The sequence below is a fragment of the Streptomyces sp. PA03-5A genome (assembly GCF_033792725.1).
Taxonomy (GTDB): domain Bacteria; phylum Actinomycetota; class Actinomycetes; order Streptomycetales; family Streptomycetaceae; genus Actinacidiphila.
The window spans coordinates 38,890-55,412 of sequence record NZ_JARAVL010000023.1 but is presented as its reverse complement, the minus strand read 5'-3'; the positions used below and the strand labels follow the sequence as shown (position 1 = coordinate 55,412).

11 protein-coding genes and 1 pseudogene are annotated in these 16,523 nt (G+C 69.8%); 2 read left to right on the top strand and 10 right to left on the bottom strand.

The genetic code is table 11. The features are described from left to right. Nucleotides 1-11: 11 nt before the first annotated feature. Nucleotides 12-686 carry a hypothetical protein gene (locus PV410_RS27165; RefSeq protein WP_500328257.1) on the bottom strand — a complete coding sequence of 225 codons (675 nt, stop codon included), beginning with the start codon at nucleotides 684-686 and terminating at the stop codon, nucleotides 12-14. A 472-nt stretch (nucleotides 687-1,158) separates the two neighbouring features. Between PV410_RS27165 and PV410_RS27160 the strand changes: the two genes are divergently transcribed. Continuing rightward, nucleotides 1,159-1,422, top strand: a complete 264-nt coding sequence (locus tag PV410_RS27160) for a hypothetical protein (RefSeq protein ID WP_500328256.1) — start codon at nucleotides 1,159-1,161, stop codon at nucleotides 1,420-1,422. A gap of 355 nt (nucleotides 1,423-1,777) precedes the next feature. Here the strand turns inward: PV410_RS27160 and PV410_RS27155 are convergent, their stop codons facing one another. From PV410_RS27155 to PV410_RS27140, 4 genes are all read right to left on the bottom strand, one after another. Further along, entirely contained in the window at nucleotides 1,778-2,251 is a 474-nt protein-coding gene (locus PV410_RS27155) for a hypothetical protein (RefSeq protein ID WP_500328255.1), read from the bottom strand. Between the two features lie 285 nt (nucleotides 2,252-2,536). After that, on the bottom strand, nucleotides 2,537-3,253 hold the full coding sequence (locus PV410_RS27150) for an alpha/beta hydrolase (protein ID WP_500328254.1): 717 nt from the start codon (nucleotides 3,251-3,253) through the stop codon (nucleotides 2,537-2,539). A gap of 86 nt (nucleotides 3,254-3,339) precedes the next feature. Next, nucleotides 3,340-6,120 (bottom strand): ATP-binding protein, encoded by a 2,781-nt coding sequence (locus PV410_RS27145; protein WP_500328253.1) that lies wholly within the window; start codon nucleotides 6,118-6,120, stop codon nucleotides 3,340-3,342. A 1,001-nt stretch (nucleotides 6,121-7,121) separates the two neighbouring features. Then, nucleotides 7,122-8,096, bottom strand: a complete 975-nt coding sequence (locus PV410_RS27140; RefSeq protein WP_500328252.1) for an alpha/beta hydrolase — start codon at nucleotides 8,094-8,096, stop codon at nucleotides 7,122-7,124. 417 nt (nucleotides 8,097-8,513) lie between these two features. On the opposite strand from PV410_RS27140, the gene PV410_RS27135 reads away from it, so the two are divergent. After that, nucleotides 8,514-8,993: a MarR family winged helix-turn-helix transcriptional regulator gene (locus tag PV410_RS27135; protein WP_500328251.1), complete on the top strand. Its 480-nt coding sequence runs from the start codon at nucleotides 8,514-8,516 to the stop codon at nucleotides 8,991-8,993. A 17-nt stretch (nucleotides 8,994-9,010) separates the two neighbouring features. Here the strand turns inward: PV410_RS27135 and PV410_RS27130 are convergent, their stop codons facing one another. The 5 genes and pseudogenes from PV410_RS27130 to PV410_RS27110 form a co-directional block, all read right to left on the bottom strand. Continuing rightward, nucleotides 9,011-9,619 (bottom strand): RNA polymerase sigma factor, encoded by a 609-nt coding sequence (locus PV410_RS27130; RefSeq protein WP_500328250.1) that lies wholly within the window; start codon nucleotides 9,617-9,619, stop codon nucleotides 9,011-9,013. 493 nt (nucleotides 9,620-10,112) lie between these two features. Continuing rightward, nucleotides 10,113-11,309, bottom strand: coding sequence for an epoxide hydrolase family protein (locus tag PV410_RS27125; RefSeq protein ID WP_500328249.1), 1,197 nt, complete (start codon nucleotides 11,307-11,309; stop codon nucleotides 10,113-10,115). A gap of 424 nt (nucleotides 11,310-11,733) precedes the next feature. Further along, nucleotides 11,734-13,224, bottom strand: a complete 1,491-nt coding sequence (locus PV410_RS27120; RefSeq protein ID WP_500328248.1) for a dihydrolipoyl dehydrogenase family protein — start codon at nucleotides 13,222-13,224, stop codon at nucleotides 11,734-11,736. Nucleotides 13,225-13,476: 252 nt separating this feature from the next. Further along, nucleotides 13,477-13,950 (bottom strand): annotated as a pseudogene (locus PV410_RS27115) (VOC family protein). 1,071 nt (nucleotides 13,951-15,021) lie between these two features. Further along, the gene (locus PV410_RS27110) at nucleotides 15,022-15,924 is read right to left on the bottom strand and encodes a LysR family transcriptional regulator (RefSeq protein WP_500328246.1); all 903 of its coding nucleotides are present in this window, start codon (nucleotides 15,922-15,924) and stop codon (nucleotides 15,022-15,024) included. Nucleotides 15,925-16,523: the final 599 nt, after the last annotated feature.

Sequence of the window (16,523 nt, the reverse complement as noted above, 5' to 3'; positions counted from 1 at the left end):
CGCGTTTGAGGTCAGCCTGTTGCCGGGACGGGTTCTGCGGCCCCGGACGCGACCGCCGCGTGAGCGGCGTCGGTGGCCGGGGGTGTGATGGGGGTGTAGAAGACGCTGCCCTGCCGGCGGGCGCGTTCGGCGAGGCCCTTGGCCACCAGCGCCTCCAGGGTGTTACGCACGACCGGGGCGCTCGGCGTGGCGCGCTGAGGGTGCTGCTTGGCCAGGGCGTCGACGAACTCACTGACCATGCGCGGTTCGCTGCTTCCCGCCAGTATGTCCGCGACCAGGCTGCGCAGCGTCGGCTCCATGCTCGACGGTGAGCTGCCGGGCTTCGGCTTCCCGGCCGACTTGGGGGCAGGCGTCTTCTTACCGGCCTTTCGGGGCGCTGGCTCACCGGCCGCCTTCTTTCGCCCGCGCGGACGGGGCACTGGCTGGGCGGTGGGCGTCACCTTCGGCTCTTCGGCCTTGTCTGCAGACGCTTCACCTGCCGGTTCTTCCTCCACGACCACGCTTGAGGCGCCGGCCACGGTTCCTTGCAGTTGGGTCAGCCACGCCTGCTCCTGCTCGAGCTGAGCCAGCCTGTTCTGGAGTTCCGCGAGTTGCGTGCGGACCTTTTCCTGTTCGCCGGCGTTGTTGTCCAGGTCCTCTGCGAGACGCGTCGCATACCGGTCCTGAATGGTGTTGTTGTCGGTCACGACACTCCTCGTGTGTATGGGGTGGTGCTGCCGGATGGTACCTACCCGTGAGTCAATGTGTGTTGTTGTTGCGTGCCGGCAGCGCGTATCGAGCCTCTTGTGGCAGCCTTGTTGGGCCTCTGTAGAGCGGCGAGGAAGCCGTCGAGCAGTGTGACCGGTGCCCTTGGGGGTACTGGATCCCCGTCACTATTCGAGGTCTCCTTTACAACGACGCCGGTGCCACGAAGGCACGTGGAATTGCGCGGAGTTGTGGGGGCGGCCTCCGTTTCGTGGCCGGACGGACGAACGTGGGCACTGGGGCGCGTGACCATCCAGGGGATTGGCCGGCGCCTGCGCAGGGGTCTGCGCCTCTTGCAAGTGCGCGTGATGGCAGCACGAGCGTCTCCTGGCGGCGGAGCCGGCCCTGTCGAGGCCGTGGTCGGCGCGGTCCTCCTGGGGTAGGCCGGGACCGCAATGGGGGAGGGGGTGGGTCATGGTTGTGGTGGCGGCGCGGCTGGTGCGGGCCGGCCGCCGCGAGGCTCCTGCCGAGCGGATCCGACTGGCAGAACAGGCACAGTTACAAGCCGTTCAGTCGCTGGACGCTGTCTGGGGGATGACCGACCAGGAATTCGAGGAGTACGTGCCCATGCTGTACAGCCGGGATGGCTGCACCGATGTCCGCCGGGCAGGCGGCGCCGGCGGCCTGGGCGGCGACGTCATCGGCTACCTGCCCGATGGCGGGAGACTGGTGATCTAGTGCGTGCGTTACGCCCGGCATCGTTCGGTCGGCAGCCGGGACGTCCAGACGTTCAACGGCACCACCCGCGCCGAATACGGGCCAGACTTTGCCGGTCTTCGCCGCTTCCTGCACATATAATTCTCCGGCCTGCACGTTTGCGAGCAAGCGGCAGTTGAAGCTCATCGGCACCGACCTGCTCGGATTCTGGAATAGCGGCACACCTCTGACGTCGTTCCATGTTCTGGACATCGCCCGGTGCGGTGCTCACCGCAAGCCTCACTTCCGACGCTGATAGGACTCCGTCACCACCGCCGAGGCTGTACCTCCCGATCGGGCGGGTACGGCTGGCGCCGGTCGGCCCCGGCTGTGCGGCCTATGGGGTCCAGACGTCTGGGGCCGGCCTGCCGGACAGCCGGGGGAGTGGGTCCCCTGTCAGGGGCAGTCTGCGGCGGGAAACGGTGATGAAGTCGCCTTGTGCGGCAATGATGCGCGAGCGCAGTGCGAACCAGTCCTCATCGGGGGCCAGGCCGCGTTTGACGGCGATGTGGACGCGCCAGATCTGCTCGTCCAGGGCATGGGCCGCCTCTGCGATGTCCTTGTCGGCGACGAGGTTCACCATGCTCAGTGCCTCGTTCCACGGCCGCCAGTCGATGCTGGTCGCCACGACCACACCTTGCGGGATGCTTTCGGGACGGGAGGACTCCATGTCGCTGAGATCCACCAGCACCGTTGACGACTCCCGCAGCACCCGTGCGCAAACAGCCGCTTGCTGTTCACGGACCCAGTGCCGGTCCTGAGCGCGCCTGCTGACACTGCCGACGAAGACACCGATCAGCGTGGTCGCCACCGCTCCGCCTGGCGCGGCCAGCATGCTCCATCACTCGCTCACACACCCAGTGTGACGGTACGAGGACCTGCTCGACAGGGCGCTTGAACCTGCCCGGTCAGCCGATTCCCACGTGCAGCGCTGGACCGTGAAGGAGGCGGCAGACACCGCCAGTTCGCAGGGCCGGAAGAGGAAACCGGGGTGGAGTGACACCCGGCCGAATAGTTGCGACGTGGGGAAGTGCGGACCTGCGCAGACCAGATCGCCGGGTACGGCGGCCGGAGTCTGCCGGACCGCAGGTGCCCACTACTGCGGTGGCCGGTGGGCGAGTTCGTGGCGGAGAATGCGGGCCAGTTCGGCCGGCTGGGAGAGGAACGGGCTGTGCCCGGAGTGCAGGCGGACGGTGCGCTGGGCACGGGTGGCCATGGTTTGCTGGAGCGGTAGCGGGATGGCCAGGTCCTGTTCGCACAGGATGTAGGTGCTGGGTACGGTGCGCCAGGCGGCCCGGGTGAGGGGCTGGGTGACCGAGGCGAGGGACTGGCGGGCGAGTCTGGCGGCGGCTTGTTGTGCCAGGTGGGGTTCGACGTCGCTGTAGAGCACGTGCGAAGCCTGGGCCGCTTCGAAGTAGCCGTGGCCGGCGTGGCCCTGGGGGTCCTCGTGCACGTCCCAGTAGGGCGGGTAGACGCCGCCGGTCAGGGACAGGACCGAGTCGCCGGTGTCCTGCATCAGGGCGCTGAGGTAGATCATGTGCTCGACGTTGCCGGCTGCCGCGGCGGCTTCGGTGACGGGGCATCCTCCGTAGGAGTGGCCGACCACCACGGTCGGTCCGCCGACGACCGCGATGGCCTTGGCTACCGCCTCCGCATCGTCGTACAGGCCTCCCAGTGCTGCCGGGTCCGGTCCGCTGCTGGGCAGGGCGACCGTGCGTACGTCGAGGTCGGGGAGCTGCTCGGCCAGCGGCTGCCAGCACCAGGTGCCGTGCCAGGCGCCGTGGACCAGGACGAGGGTGGGAAGTGTGCTCACGTGCTGGGTCCTTCTGAGGTGAAGTGACAGGGCCCGCCCTGCCGTTTGCTGCTCGGGTGGTGTGCGGAGGCAGAGGACGAGGGGGGTCAGGCCTCGAGGGCGTCGCGGAGCATGCCTCGGGAGGTGATGCCCAGCTTGGGGTAGATCTGGTAGAGGTGGGCGCCCACGGTGCGGTGGGAGAGGAACAGGCGCTCGGCTATCTGCTTGTTGGTCAGGCCCGAGGCCGCCAGCCGGGCTATCTCCAGTTCCTGGGGGGTGAGCGTGTGCGGTGTGGTGGTGCCGGGCCGCCGCTTGGCTGCGCCGGCGGCGCGTAGTTCGCTCTCGGCGCGCTCCGTCCAGGGAGTGGCCCCCAGGTGCTGGAAGGCGGACAGTGCTGCTGCCAGCGGCCCCCTGGATTCGGTGGTGGCCCGCACGCGCCGCAGCCGCTCACCGTGGGCGAGCTGGACGCGGGCGTAGTCGAAGGTCCACCGCCCGGCGCCGGGTACGTCGAGGGCGTGGGTGAACAGCTGCAGGGCCTGGTTGTCGTCGGTGGTGGTCAGGGCGGTGCAGGCGTGGGTGAGCAGGGCGTGGCGTGAGGACAGTTCGGTGATGCCGGCGTCCCGCATGGCCTGGGCGTGGGCGGCTGCCTCTTGGTGCCGGTTGGTTCGCATGGCTGCCTCGACCAGGTCCATCGTTGCCCACAGTGCGTGCGGGGCGTGTGAGGCGAGGTGGCCGGCGGGGCTGATGGCGGTGGCGTGCTCGTAGGCGTCGGCGAAGTCACCGCGTCCCAGGGCCGCCAGCCCTGCGGCGTGGTGCGCGTAGTGGGCGGCGCCGAACGCCTTGCGGCGGGTCGCCCAGTGGATGACCTGCTCGGCTGCCGCGTCGGCGCGGTCGGCCTCGCCGGTGGCGGCGGCCAGGAGGGCCTGGGCGTAGTGGAAGTACCAGGCGAATCCTGTGTAGCCGTGGGTGGTGCACAACTGGACGCCTTCTTCGGCGAGTTGCGCTGCCTCGTCCCACATCCCGGTGAGGTAGTCGTCCAGGGTGAGGTGGATGAGTCCGGCCATGTGCCGGCGTGCCGGGCCGCCGTCTCGTCCCATGCGGACCATGCGCCACTGTGCTTCGCGGACGTCGCCGAGGCGGTCGACGTACAGGGTCGCCGAGCCGGTTCGCTGGAGTTGGACGGGGTCGGTGACGTCGGTCAGCTGTGCTATCAGTTCGTCGAGTTCGCCCGAGGCGGCGGCGCCTGTGCGGGCGGGGTCGGAGAAGGTCTTGGCCAGTGCGGACAGCACCGGCGGGGCCTTGGGGGTCAGCTTGTCCAGCGCGCGGTGGTAGGGCTGCCACAGTTCGGGCCGGGCGCCGAAGAAGCACACCAGGGCAAGGGTGTGCAGGGCGTCGATGAGCGACTTGTCCGCGGCGTCGTACTCGTGGGTTCCGGCTTCGATCGCGTCGACCAGCAGGGCGTGCGCGGTGTCGATGTCGCTGTCGCTGTTGAGGATGAGAACGGCGGCGGCCGCGGCCGAGTGCAGGGAGCTCTTGGGGTCCGCGGCCGTGTGCCGTGCATCGTCCAGGAGTTTTTGGGCGCTGTGCAGCGACCCGGTGGCCTCGGCGCCGATGTAGGCGGCGGTGGCGAGGCGGCGGCTGCGGCCGGCTCCGGGCGGTGTGAGGTCCGCGGCCCGGAGCAGGGTGCGCATGCCGCCGATGGCGTCGCCGCAGCGCAGCGTGAGGCGCGCCGCGTCTTCCAGCAGGGCGGCGACGTTCTCGTCGGGCTCCAAGGTGGCCTCGCCCAGGTGCCAGGCCCGGCGCTCGGGCTGGTCCACCAGGACCTGGGCCAGGGCGGTGTGGACCGCGCGCCGCCGGCTGCTGGTGGAGTTCTCCACCACGGCCGAGCGGATGAGGGGGTGGCGGAACCTCAGCCGTCGTGCGTCCTCGTCGATGTAGACCAGCTGGTCGCGTTCGGCGGGGCCGAGGTCTTCCAGGTCGTAGCCGTCATCGGTCTGCCGGGAGGCGGCCTGCAGGACGCCGAGGTCGCCGACGCCTTCCAGCGCGGCGAGCAGCAGCAGGCGCTGGGTGGGCTGGGGCAGGCTGGTGACGCGGGAGCCGAACACCGTTTCCAGGCGCCGGCCGAGCGGCAGTACGGCCGGGACGTCGCCGACTGCCGGCCCTGGCGTGGCCGGCAGGGCGGACGGCAGTTCCAGCAAGGCGAGCGGATTGCCGCATGCCACGGTCAGCAGCCTCCGGCGGGCGCTGGGAACCAGGTGGGGGGAGGCGTGGGCGACCAGGCGGGCGGCCGACTCCTCGTCCAGCGGCTGCAGCCGGTATTCGGGCAGGGCACCGCAGTCGTTCAGGCTCGCCGCTCCGGTACGTGACGCGGCGAGAAAGCTCACCCCGATGCCGGCCGCCCGTCGTCGGACGAAGCCCAGGACGGCCGCACTGGCCTGGTCCAGCCAGGGCAGGTCGTCGATCACCAGGACGAGCGGATCTCCGGCCGCGACCGTCCGCAGCAGGAGCAGCACGGCGTTGGAGACCATCAGCATCTGGGGCGGTGAGCCGCTTTCGAAGCCGAGTGCCACGCGCAGGGCGTCACGGAAGGGCACCTCCAGATCCTCGATCTCGCGCTGGAAGGGAAACAGGACCTGGTTGAGACCCGAGTAACTGCAGTTCGCCTCGAACTCCACACCGGCGGCTCGCAGTACCCGGGCGCCCTCGGCGCGGGCTCCCGCCGCGACGGCGTCCAGCACTGCTGTCTTCCCGACCCCGGCATCCCCCGAGACCAGCAATGCTCCGCCTCCGGTGCCCAGGCCCGCGAGCTCACGGATCGTGTGCAGATCGCGGTCTCGACCGATCAGCGCATGGGCCGTATCGCGCTGGGAAGAGTCACTACCGATCACTGCTTGCTTCCGTTTCTTCTCGTGAGCCAGGGGATGGGCATGGGGCAGGGCTGCCCGCCCGGCGGCGCCCGGCGCGGGGGCCGGCGTGCAGCGCCTGGACGGGGGTACGGCGGGCGGGGCCGGTTGAGCGTGCCGGCCGACGTGGTGTGCGGCCGCAGCCGGCCGTTCGCCGGCCAGGGGCGGGGCCTGTGTGCGGACTACGGTCAGCGTCCGGCGTGGTGGCCTGGGCCGGTGACCGGCATGTCGAGGTCGCAGACAACCCCGGGTGCCCGATGGGTGCCGGCTCTCGCCGGCGGGCCCGGCCTGCGGAGCCCGGCCTCCCTTCCGGTGCTGCCCGGCGGAGGGGAACCGGTGGGGCCGTGCACGCAGAGCCGTTCACCGGCGCCGGCGTGAAGGACCGGCGGCGCGGCCGCCGCGTCGTCGCGGACGGGAGCAACGCGGCGGAGGCGGTCCGCATCGGGGATCGAGGGCACCAGGTCGTGGTCGCAGCAGGTCCGTCCTCGGCCCCGGGTCGGCACGGTGCGGCCGGCGGCCGCGTACGCATCGGCAGTGGAGAGCGAGACAGAAATATTCAGAGACCTTTGAACTAGTTCATACCGTCGTTTGCACTAGGAGAATACATGGACGCGGGATGTGGTGCTGCGGAGGACCAAGCCCGCTCCGCCGGCGCGACCTGCGGTCGCCGGCGACGGCCGGCTGTCCTCCCCGGTGGTCTGGTCACCGTCGGCCGGGTCCGTGGCCGCCTCCGGCCGGGTGTTGCGGCGCCGTGGCCGGTAGCGACATGAACGTCCGGGTCCCGGTGCCCGACGAGACCAGGGCGGTTGCGCGACTGCTGGATGGACTGTCGGCCGGGCATCCGCAGCACCGCCATGCCGGCCATGCCGTGCGAGGCCCCGTCCCGTGTTCGCTTGGTCTCTCGGAGCGGCAACGCCGAGTGATGGTTGTGTGAGGCAACGCTTGCTGTGGCAAACCGCGACGGCGTCGCAGGCCCCCGCCTGGAGTCAGATATCGGTGCCAAGCGCCTGGCGGAGGGTGGCTACGGCCTGGGCGACCGCCGTGCGGGCCGCATCGGTTGCCGACAGCGCGTTGAGCATGACGAAGTCGTGGATGGTCGCCTGGTAGCGGGTCGCGGTCACGGGAACTCCGGCAGTGCGCAGTTTCTCGGCGTAGGCCTCGCCTTCGTCCCTCAGGACGTCGGCTTCCGCGGTGATGACCAGGGCCGGGGGCAGGCCGGCGAGTTCCTGCGCGGTGGCGCGCAGCGGGCTGGCCGTGATCTGTGCGCGTTGTCCTTCGTCGGTCGTGTACTGGTCCCAGAACCACTGCATGACATCGCGGCGCAGGAAGTAGCCCTCGGCGAACTGACGGTAGGAGGGTGTGCCGAAGTCCGCGTCGGTGACGGGATGGAACAACACCTGATGGCGGAAGGAGACATCCCCGCGTTCCTTGGCCAGCAGCGTCAGGGCTGCGCTGAGGTTGCCGCCGGTGGAGTCGCCGGCCACGGCCATTCGTGTGGGGTCGATGCCGCGCTCACTGCCGTGGCGGGTGGCCCATTGGGCGACCGCGTAGCACTCTTCCAGCGCCTGGGGGTAGCGGGCCTCGGGGGAAAGGCTGTACTCAGGGAAGATCACGGCGGCCCGCGTGCCGACGGCCAGTTCGCGTATCAGGCGGTCGTGGGTGCGTGTGCCCCCGAAGACCCAGCCGCCGCCGTGGAGGTACAAGACGGCGGGTAGCGGCCCGTCAGCGTGCCTCGGGCGCACAAGGCGCACCGCGACGCATCCCTTCGGCCCGCCGGACACCGCGATCCAGCTGTCCTCCACCTCAAGGTGGTGGTGCTCTGCGGCCTGCACCTTCTCCAGCGCCCTGCGGCCTGCTGCCGGTCCCAGATCGAAGGGGAACGGCGGGGCGGCGGTGGCTTCGGTGAAGTCGCGGGCAGCCGGTTCGAGAACCGGCTGCTGCAAGGGGACGTACTGGGGCATCACGCATTCCTGGTGGGGGAGAAGGGCATCCGTGCCGGCTGGGGGAGCGGACGTGTAGCGGACCGCGTCCGCTGCCGGCCTCCCGGGCCCGCCCCGCGCACGCACAGACGCTGCCTGCGATCCAACTGCGAAAGCGTGCCCCGCGGCATCGGGCATGTGACTGTGGACGCCGGTTGCGGCCGTGTACCGCTGGGAAGCGGCCTGCCTCAAGGGGCGCGGAATGCCCGTGCCGCACTTGGTGACACCAGCGCCCTCGGTAGTGCCCTCTCGGCCGCTGGCGCCATTGGGCGCCGTGTACTCCACGCGCCGGTCCCGCGACCCAGCGTCGCAATTTTAGGTGTGCGCAATATAATGGCCTGCGTGGAAGTTGTGGGGTGTACAGTTTAGTGCGCGAGTATTGTGCGGACAGGAGTTGCGATGAGTGAGAACCAGCCCGCCGCTGAGCGGCCGGCGGCGGAGGCTGACGAGGTCAGCCTGCTCCTCGACGACCAGATGTGTTTCGCCCTGTACGCGGCGCAGCGGGCCTTGACCAACCGCTACCGGCCCCTGCTGGAAGAGTTCGACCTGACCTATCCGCAGTACCTGGTGATGCTGGTGCTGTGGGAACACGGGGCGCTGCCCATCAAATCGCTGGGCAAGCTCCTGCAACTCGACTACGGCACCTTGACGCCGCTGCTCAAGCGCCTGCAGGCCCATGGTCTGGTGCGGCGCGAGCGCCAGGCGAACGACGAGCGTTCGGTGCAGATCAGCCTCACCGAGCAGGGCGCGGAACTGCGCAAGCGTGCGCGTGTCATTCCGGCCACGATCGGGCAGGCCGCGGGCCTCACCGCGGCGGAGGCCGCGGATGTCAAGGCTGTTCTGGAGCGCTTGACGGCGAACGTCACCGCAAGCCGCTAAGTCCCCGTGAGGGGATGTCAGTTGGCAGGGACGCGATCACGCAGTTCGTCGAGGAGCCCGCACCGTTGGGCGGCGGCTGTGAGCGTTTCAAGGAGAAGTCTCCGGCCGTGGCGCAGACGTGATCGCACACTACCCGGGCTGACGTCCAGGATCTGCCCGATGTCGGCGGCGCTGAAGTCTTCGGCGTCGGTCAGGTACACCACGATCCGCACCTCGGCGGGCAGGCGCCGCAGCGCGGCGGACACTTCCTCGTCGGGCAGCAGGTCCAGTGCCTGTGTGACCCGGGCCGCGTGGTCGTCGGGGACCAAAGCCCGCTCACACGGGACCTCCTGGGGGCGTTGTGCGGCGGGCTGGAAGACCATGTCCCCGGGCCGGTTCGGGTCGCCGGAGGTGTCGAGCGCGGTGTCGGCGAGGATCTGGAACAGCCGGACTCTCACGCCGGCTTTCTCGGGCAGCGTCTCGAACGCCTGGAATGCCTGCTGGTAGGTGCGCTGAACCAGGTCGCCGGGATCGGCATGGCCGCAGGCCATGATTGTCGCGGCTGCGTACATTCGGCCGAGGAAGGGCGTGGCCTCTCGGTCGAACCGCGCGAGTGCGGTCTCCCTGCTGGCCGGCTGCCGGATCACGGCGCTTCACTGTCGCCTTCGCCCGTGCACCTGACCGGGTGGACGGGATCGATGCGGGAGCGGGAGCGGTTCCTGTCCGCCCTGGTACGCGGAGGGCCGCTGCGGTGCGGCGGTGCCGCCCGTGTCCGGCCGGCCAGAGGTCTCGCAGGCGTTCGGATGCCGCTTTCCCCCGATGCCGGCCCTTGACGTGGTCGGTTGTGGCCGGCAGGCATGCAGTGTCGCCGGGCACCGCTGTTGCTGAGGACATGTGGTTCTCCAAACTGACAACAGACCCCTTTCTCGGCGGAAGGGGGCGGCCCGCTGCGCTCACTCGGTGCGGCGGTCACGGGGCAGTGATCGGGTGCAGGGGCGTGGTGTGCGGCGCCCGCAGGGCTTCGGTGGGGCAGTCCACGGCCCCCGGGTGGCCCGGGGCGGCCGGGCAGCTCGGTGTCGAGCCGCCCGGCCGCCCCGTCGGGCTACGGCTTGTGCACGCGGTAGGGCACGGGCCGATGCGTCAGCGCATCGAGCGGAAGCCCGCACGCATCTCGCGGACCAGCAGTTCCGGCTGCTCCCAGGCGGCGAAGTGACCGCCCTTGGGGAGCCGGTTGTAGTGGACGAGGTTGGGGTAGGCCTGCTCGGTCCAGCTCTTGGGGGCCTGGTAGAGCTCGTCGGGGAAGGCACTGACGGCGACCGGGAGCTTGACGTTGTTGATGCCGAAGAACGAGGTGGTGTTCTCCGCGTACAGACGTGCCGCGGAGATCGCCGTGTTGGTCAGCCAGAAGAGCGTGATGTTGTCCAGGACGTCATCGCGGGACAGGCCCTCGTCGACGCCGTTGAAAGCCCGGGTGATCAGGGCCAGGCTCTTCGCGTCGTGGTCGAGCATGAAAGAGGCCAGGCCCACAGGGGAGTCCGCGAGCCCGGTCAGGGACTGCGGGCGGTCGCCCATCATGTAGGCGTAGTACACGTGCCGGTAGACGAAGCCGAGCTGCTCGACCGCGGCCTGCTCCTCCTCGGACAGCGACAGGCCTTCGGGCAGCGGGTCGCCCTTGGCGAGCGCGGCGTCGATGTCGGCCGGAATCACCTTGGGCATGTTGGTGTGGAGGCCGGCCAGGCCCTGCGGCTCCTGCGCACCCATCAGGTCGGTGACGATCGCGCCCCAGTCGCCGCCCTGCGCGACGTACTTGGTGTAGCCCAGGCGCTCCATCAGCTCACCCCAAGCGCGGGCGATGCGCTCGGGGCCCCAGCCCTTGGCGGCAGGCTTGCCGGAGAAGCCGTAGCCGGGCATCGAGGGGATCACCACGTGGAAGGCGTCGGAGGCGTCGCCGCCGTGGGCGGTGGGGTTGGTCAGCGGCTCGATGATCTTCAGCTGCTCGACGACCGAGCCCGGCCAGCCGTGCGTGACGATGACCGGCAGTGCGTCCTCGTGCTTGGAGCGGACGTGGATGAAGTGAATGTCCAGCCCGTCGATCTCGGTGATGAACTGCGGGTAGGAGTTCAGCTTCGCCTCGACCTTGCGCCAGTCGTACTGGTTCGCCCAGTACTCCGCGAGCTTGCGCACCGTGTCGAGCTGGGTGCCCTGGGACTGGTCCTCGACGGTCTCCTTCTCGGGGAAGCGCGTGGCCTGGATGCGCTGCCGCAGGTCCGCGAGCTCCGCCTCGGAGAACTGGACGGTGAACGGGCGGATGGCGTGTCGGTCGGTGGTGATGGACATGATGGTCTCCCAAAGGTCTAAATGAATGAGCAGAAAGGCGGGCGACACGAAGTCGCCGAGATTTCCGCGAATCGAGATCCCGCCGGTCGGCTGAGGCCGTGTGGCCCGCTCCCGGTTTCCGGCGCACTTCAATCATGGGCGCGGGCTGTAAGTGCGGTAATCCGGAACGTGACCTAGATTCCGTGGCGGCGGTGGCGTCGTTCCTAGGTAACGTGACGCGGTACCGGCAGCCACCGTCATGACAGTCACGCGACCCGCGACCCGCGACCCGCGACCCGCGATGCGCGACCTGCGGGCGGCGGCGCGTTCCTTGCCGAGCTGTCGCCCGGCGCGGCGTATGGGGAGGGCGTGCATCCTGCGGCAGGTGAGCGGGACGAGGTCCGCGGGAGGGGTCCCTGGCGCGGGGCGGCGCAACGCGGGGTGATCAACGGTCGGCGGCGAACGCCAAAGGCGTTGGGCGCTCACGTCCGGCGGCCCTGGCGCCTTGGCCCCGGTGGGTTTCCAGCAGCCTCAGCCAGATCTCGCTGATCGTGGGGAAGGCGGGCACGGCATGCCAGAGCCGGTCGATCGGTACCTCGCCGGCGACGGCGACGGTGGCCGAATGCACCAGTTCTGCCACGCCGGGCCCGGCGAACGTCACGCCGGCCACGGTGCCACGGTCGACGTCGACGAGCATGCGGGCCTGGCCGCGGTACCCCTGGACGTACTGGTGGGCGCCCGCCACGTGCGCCAGGTCGTAGTCGACCACCTTGATCCGGTGCCCGAAACCGATGGCGTCGCGAGTGGTCATGCCGACGGAGGCGACTTCCGGATGCGTGAAGACCACCTGTGGTACGGCCATGTGGTCGGCGGTGGCCACATGCGCACCCCACAGGGTGTCGTCGACCACCTCGCCGCGTGCGCGCGCCCCGATGACGGCGCCGGCGATGCGGGCCTGGTACTTGCCCTGGTGGGTCAGCAGGGCGCGGTGGTTGACGTCGCCGACGGCGTACAACCAGCCGTCGGCGACGCCGGTCACCCGGAAGGTGTCGTCCACCTTCAGCCAGTCGCCCGGGGTGAGACCGATCGTCTCCAGCCCCAGGTCCCAGGTGTTGGGGGCCCGGCCGGTGGTGAAAAGGATCTCGTCCGCCACCACGTGCCCGCCGTCGGCAAGGGCGATCTGGACCTCGCCGTTCTCACGCGCCAGGCGGGCCACGGAGGTGGTGAACCGGACGTCGACGCCGGCCTCGCGCAGGCCGTCGGCCACCAACCGGCTGGCGAAGGATTCCATCCGCTGCAGCAGCCCTTCCTCGCGGACCAGCAGGGTCACCTCGGAGCCGAGCGCCTGCCAGGCGGTGGCCATCTCGACGGCCACAACGCCGCCGCCGACGATGGCCAGGCGTGAGGGGACCTGGCCGGCACTGGTTGCCTCACGGCTGGTCCATGCGCGGACGGTGTCCAGGCCGGGAAGTGCGGGCACAGCCGCATGGGTGCCGGTGGCCACCGCCACGGCATGCCGCGCCGACAGCGTGATCGGGTCCCCGCCGGCGGTCTCGACGCGGACGGTTCGGGGGCCGTCGAGACGGCCGTGGCCGCGGATCAGATCGACGCCGGCCGACTCCAGTCGGCCGACCTGGGCCTCGTCCTTCCAGTAGGAGGCCATCTTGTCGCGGTGAGCCAGGACCGCCCTGGCGTCCAAAGGCCCGGCGACCGCCCGGTCAAGCCCGGGCACCCGGCGCGCGTCAGCCTGCACCACCACCGGGCGCAGCAGCGCCTTGCTGGGGTCGCAGGCCCAGAAGGAGCACTCGCCGCCCAGCAGTTCACGCTCCACGATCACGGTGCTCAGCCCGGCGGCACGAGCGCGTTCGGCCACGTTCTCGCCCACCGGCCCCGCGCCGATGACGATCACGTCGTAAGTGCGGGTGGTCTCGTTCATCACTGCTCCGTACGGGTGGGGGGAATCGGGTCGGAAATGGCAGGGCCCGGATGACTGCTGACTGCCGGCACGCGCGCTCGCCGTCGCCTGCAGCGAATGGGGGGGCGGGCAGCCCGTCGGCGGACTCCCGTGATGGCCGCCGGGGCGGGGCGCGTGGGGTTGTGCCGGTGGTGGTGCGCCGGACGTGGCAGGGGGGACCGGCGGCCGCACAGCCCGGTCCGGCACCGGGTGGGGGGCCGGGCTGGGGCGAGCTCAGCGGCCGGGGAGCCGCTTGCTCACTTCCTGGAGTACCCAGCCGTTGCCGTCCGGGTCGCTGAAGGCCAGGTAGGAACCGTAGGAGGCGCGCTCGGGGTGCGGGCCGGTGATACGCCGCTGGCCCTCACCGTCGTGGACGCACCCGCCGCCCTGGTGGCCGTGGTGGAGGAGACCACCCTCGTCGTGGAAGATCTCACTGACGGCGATACCGCGGCCCGTAGCTCTGCGCGGGCCTCGTCGATGTCGGACACGATGAGATACAGGCCCTGGAACGCGCCCGCGGGGATGCCGGTCATCCCCTCGCCGAAGATGATCGAGCACTCGGAGCCGGGCGGGGTGAAGTGCACCACCCCGGAAGTCGTCGCCGGCCGTGCAATCGACGTCGAGACGGAAGCCGGCCTCTTCGTAGAAGGCCTTGGCCCGATCGATGTCGGAGACGGGGAGCACGACCATTTCGAGCTTCAAGTCCATGGGGGCGTCCTTCAGATGGTGATTCCTGAACGGCGAAAGGGCAGCACTCGCTGCGTCATGTGTTCATCGATGTGAGGGCGCCTGCACAGCGGCGCATACAGCCCGGCTGCCACAACGGGCATGCGATCAGGCAAGGGGGCCAGCCGATCACCGCCGGCTCCGACCCACACCGGAAAGGTACCCGGCCTTTAACTTTGACGCAAGCAACGCTTGCAAACTTAACGATTGTCAAAGGTATTTCCTTGATCGAAAAGTGCTTCACCGGACGGTGATGCCTCGGGTTTCCGCAGGTCGCAGCGGATGCGTCCCGTTGCGGCACACCCTTCCCGCGCCTTCATGCGACCGTGAGCACTGACCCCTGACGTCACATGGGCCCCTTGTGTGCGGCGCATCCGGCCGTCGGCGCGTTCGGTGTAGCCGGCGGGTGGGTGGGCTCTTTGCGCAGGTGATCTCAAAGTCGTTCGGCTTGATTCCCCAGGCCGGCCCGCGCTGACCTGCGGTCTGGCTGCCTGGCTCTGCGGCCGGCCCGGAAGCCACCTGGTACCTCGAGACGGCGTTCACGCCAGGGAGCACCTGGGGACGGTGTACGACGATCCGGCAACGCCCGTCGTGGTCACCGGGATTGAAGAGGTGACCGCCATTCGTACACCCAGCGGCCGTCTTGTCGACGCCGAGCGTCCCGCCGACGACCAGGACGCGCATCGAGTCGTGATCGGTCTGCGGACTACGCCTTCGCGGCGGGTCCGGGCGGTAGATCTTCTTGCGTGCCGCGAGTGCCTGGCCTGTGAGGAACGGGCTCATCGGTCGTACCTGCCGACCGGCGCGTACGGTCCGTGCCCGCCCCGTGTGGCCGCGGCAGCAGTCCGAGGGCGTGATCCGGCGGTTCTGGACCGGCGGACAGGGGCCTTGGCCAGCATCGATCATCGTCACCCCGGGACAGGCCGCCGACAGCCCCGCTTCGTCCCCGTGCCGGAGAGCATCAGGCTCCGTCTGCATCGCCGGGTGCAGACTCCTGGTGTACGAGAGCATCGCCGGACGTGGAACCCACGTCAGCCCCCGGCACTGCGCCAGTCAGCCGGACTCGGTGAGGTCGGTGGAAGCGGCCATCTCCGTGACCACGCGCAGTAGCCCGCTCAATGCGGGTGACGTGTTTCCGGGCGACCAGACCATCTCAGTGGGGGCGAACTCTCCGGTCAGCGGTACGAACACCACACCGGTGCGGCGAAGACTGCTTGCTGACCGGGCCAGGCGCGTCACCCCGACGCCGGCCGCCACGAGGCCGAGCAGCCCTTGCACGCTCGCGTCCCGATGAACGACGTCGGGGGTGAAGCCGGCCGTACGGAAGGAGCTGTCGAATGCCTGGTGCCAGGGTTCCCACGAGCTGCGTGGTGTCAGCACCCAGCGTTCGTCCGCCAGTTCCCCCAAGGCGAGTTCCGTGCGCCCCGCGAGCGGATGGTCCTCGGGCAGGACCGCGCACACCGGCTCGACCACCAGCGTCCTCGTCTTCAGGCCGTCCACCAGCGGAGGCCGGGTGAATGCGACGTCGTAGCGTCCCTTGAGCAGGCCGTCGACCAGAGGTGCGATCGTGGTCTCCTCGGTCGACAGCGTCAGACTCGGCAGGCGTTGTCGTACGGCCCGGACCACCGGCGGGAGCAGGTGGTTCGTCGTGGTGGCGAGGAAGGCGAGGCGCAGGGTGCCGATCTCGCCGCGCGCTGCCCGTGCCACGACGTCGATGGCTTCGTCGGCCCGGTCCAGTACCGCGCGGGCTTCAGGAAGGAAGAGGGCTCCGACCGGGGTCAGGCTGGTGCCCCGGGTGCCGCGGTCGAAGAGCCTCACGCCCAGCATCCGCTCGAGCAGGCTTATCTGCTGGGAAAGGGACTGCTGGCTGATCATGAGGCGGTCGGCGGCACGCGTGTAGCTGGACTCCTCGGCGACGGCGACGAAGTATCTCAGCTGCCGAAGATCAGGTGTCACAGGAAGAGCTTACAACCGCGACAGGTAATCGGTGTTGGACGGCCACGAGGCCCCGAGACAACCATTGACCTCGGTGAATGCCGGATTGAAGGACACAGGAATGACACGCGGCACACAGGAAAGCGGCTGGTCGATCACGGGCTGCTTGGTGGGAATCGGCCGGGAGATGCCCTGGCAACACCGGCCTCCCGGCGACTGGGGGATGGTCACTGCACGCTGTCGGAAAGGCTTGCCGATTTTGCGCACACCGGCGGTGATGGTGTCAGCACAGTGATGCCGAACGTAAGGGACCCGCTCTCCACCTTGTCGCGGTCACGACAACACTGTCCGTGTTCGACAACCGGCATCGCAACCTGGGAGCCCCTCAGCCGCTCGACATTCCGGTCGTGACCGGGGCCGCCACGTCACTCTCCGATTGCCGGGCCTGCTCAGCCACCTCGCCGGTCCCTTGTGACCACGGCCACGCCGCAGCTCGTTGGATCACGTCCGGTGCGCTGTGCGGCCCCTGGTGCCCGTGCCGCAACGGCAGCAACGGCGTATCGAGCGTGGAACGCCGGCCACCAGGTGCCCTGCCGCGTGAGCAGCGCTGCACCCCGCGT

Bases quoted from the DNA above. Each gene is read 5' to 3' on its own strand.
- PV410_RS27125 (WP_500328249.1), bottom strand. From the start codon at position 11,309: ATGTCCATCACCACCGACCGACACGCCATCCGCCCGTTCACCGTCCAG.
- PV410_RS27135 (WP_500328251.1), top strand. From the start codon at position 8,514: ATGAGTGAGAACCAGCCCGCCGCTGAGCGGCCGGCGGCGGAGGCTGAC.
- PV410_RS27160 (WP_500328256.1), top strand. From the start codon at position 1,159: ATGGTTGTGGTGGCGGCGCGGCTGGTGCGGGCCGGCCGCCGCGAGGCT.
- PV410_RS27140 (WP_500328252.1), bottom strand. From the start codon at position 8,096: ATGCCCCAGTACGTCCCCTTGCAGCAGCCGGTTCTCGAACCGGCTGCC.
- PV410_RS27120 (WP_500328248.1), bottom strand. From the start codon at position 13,224: ATGAACGAGACCACCCGCACTTACGACGTGATCGTCATCGGCGCGGGG.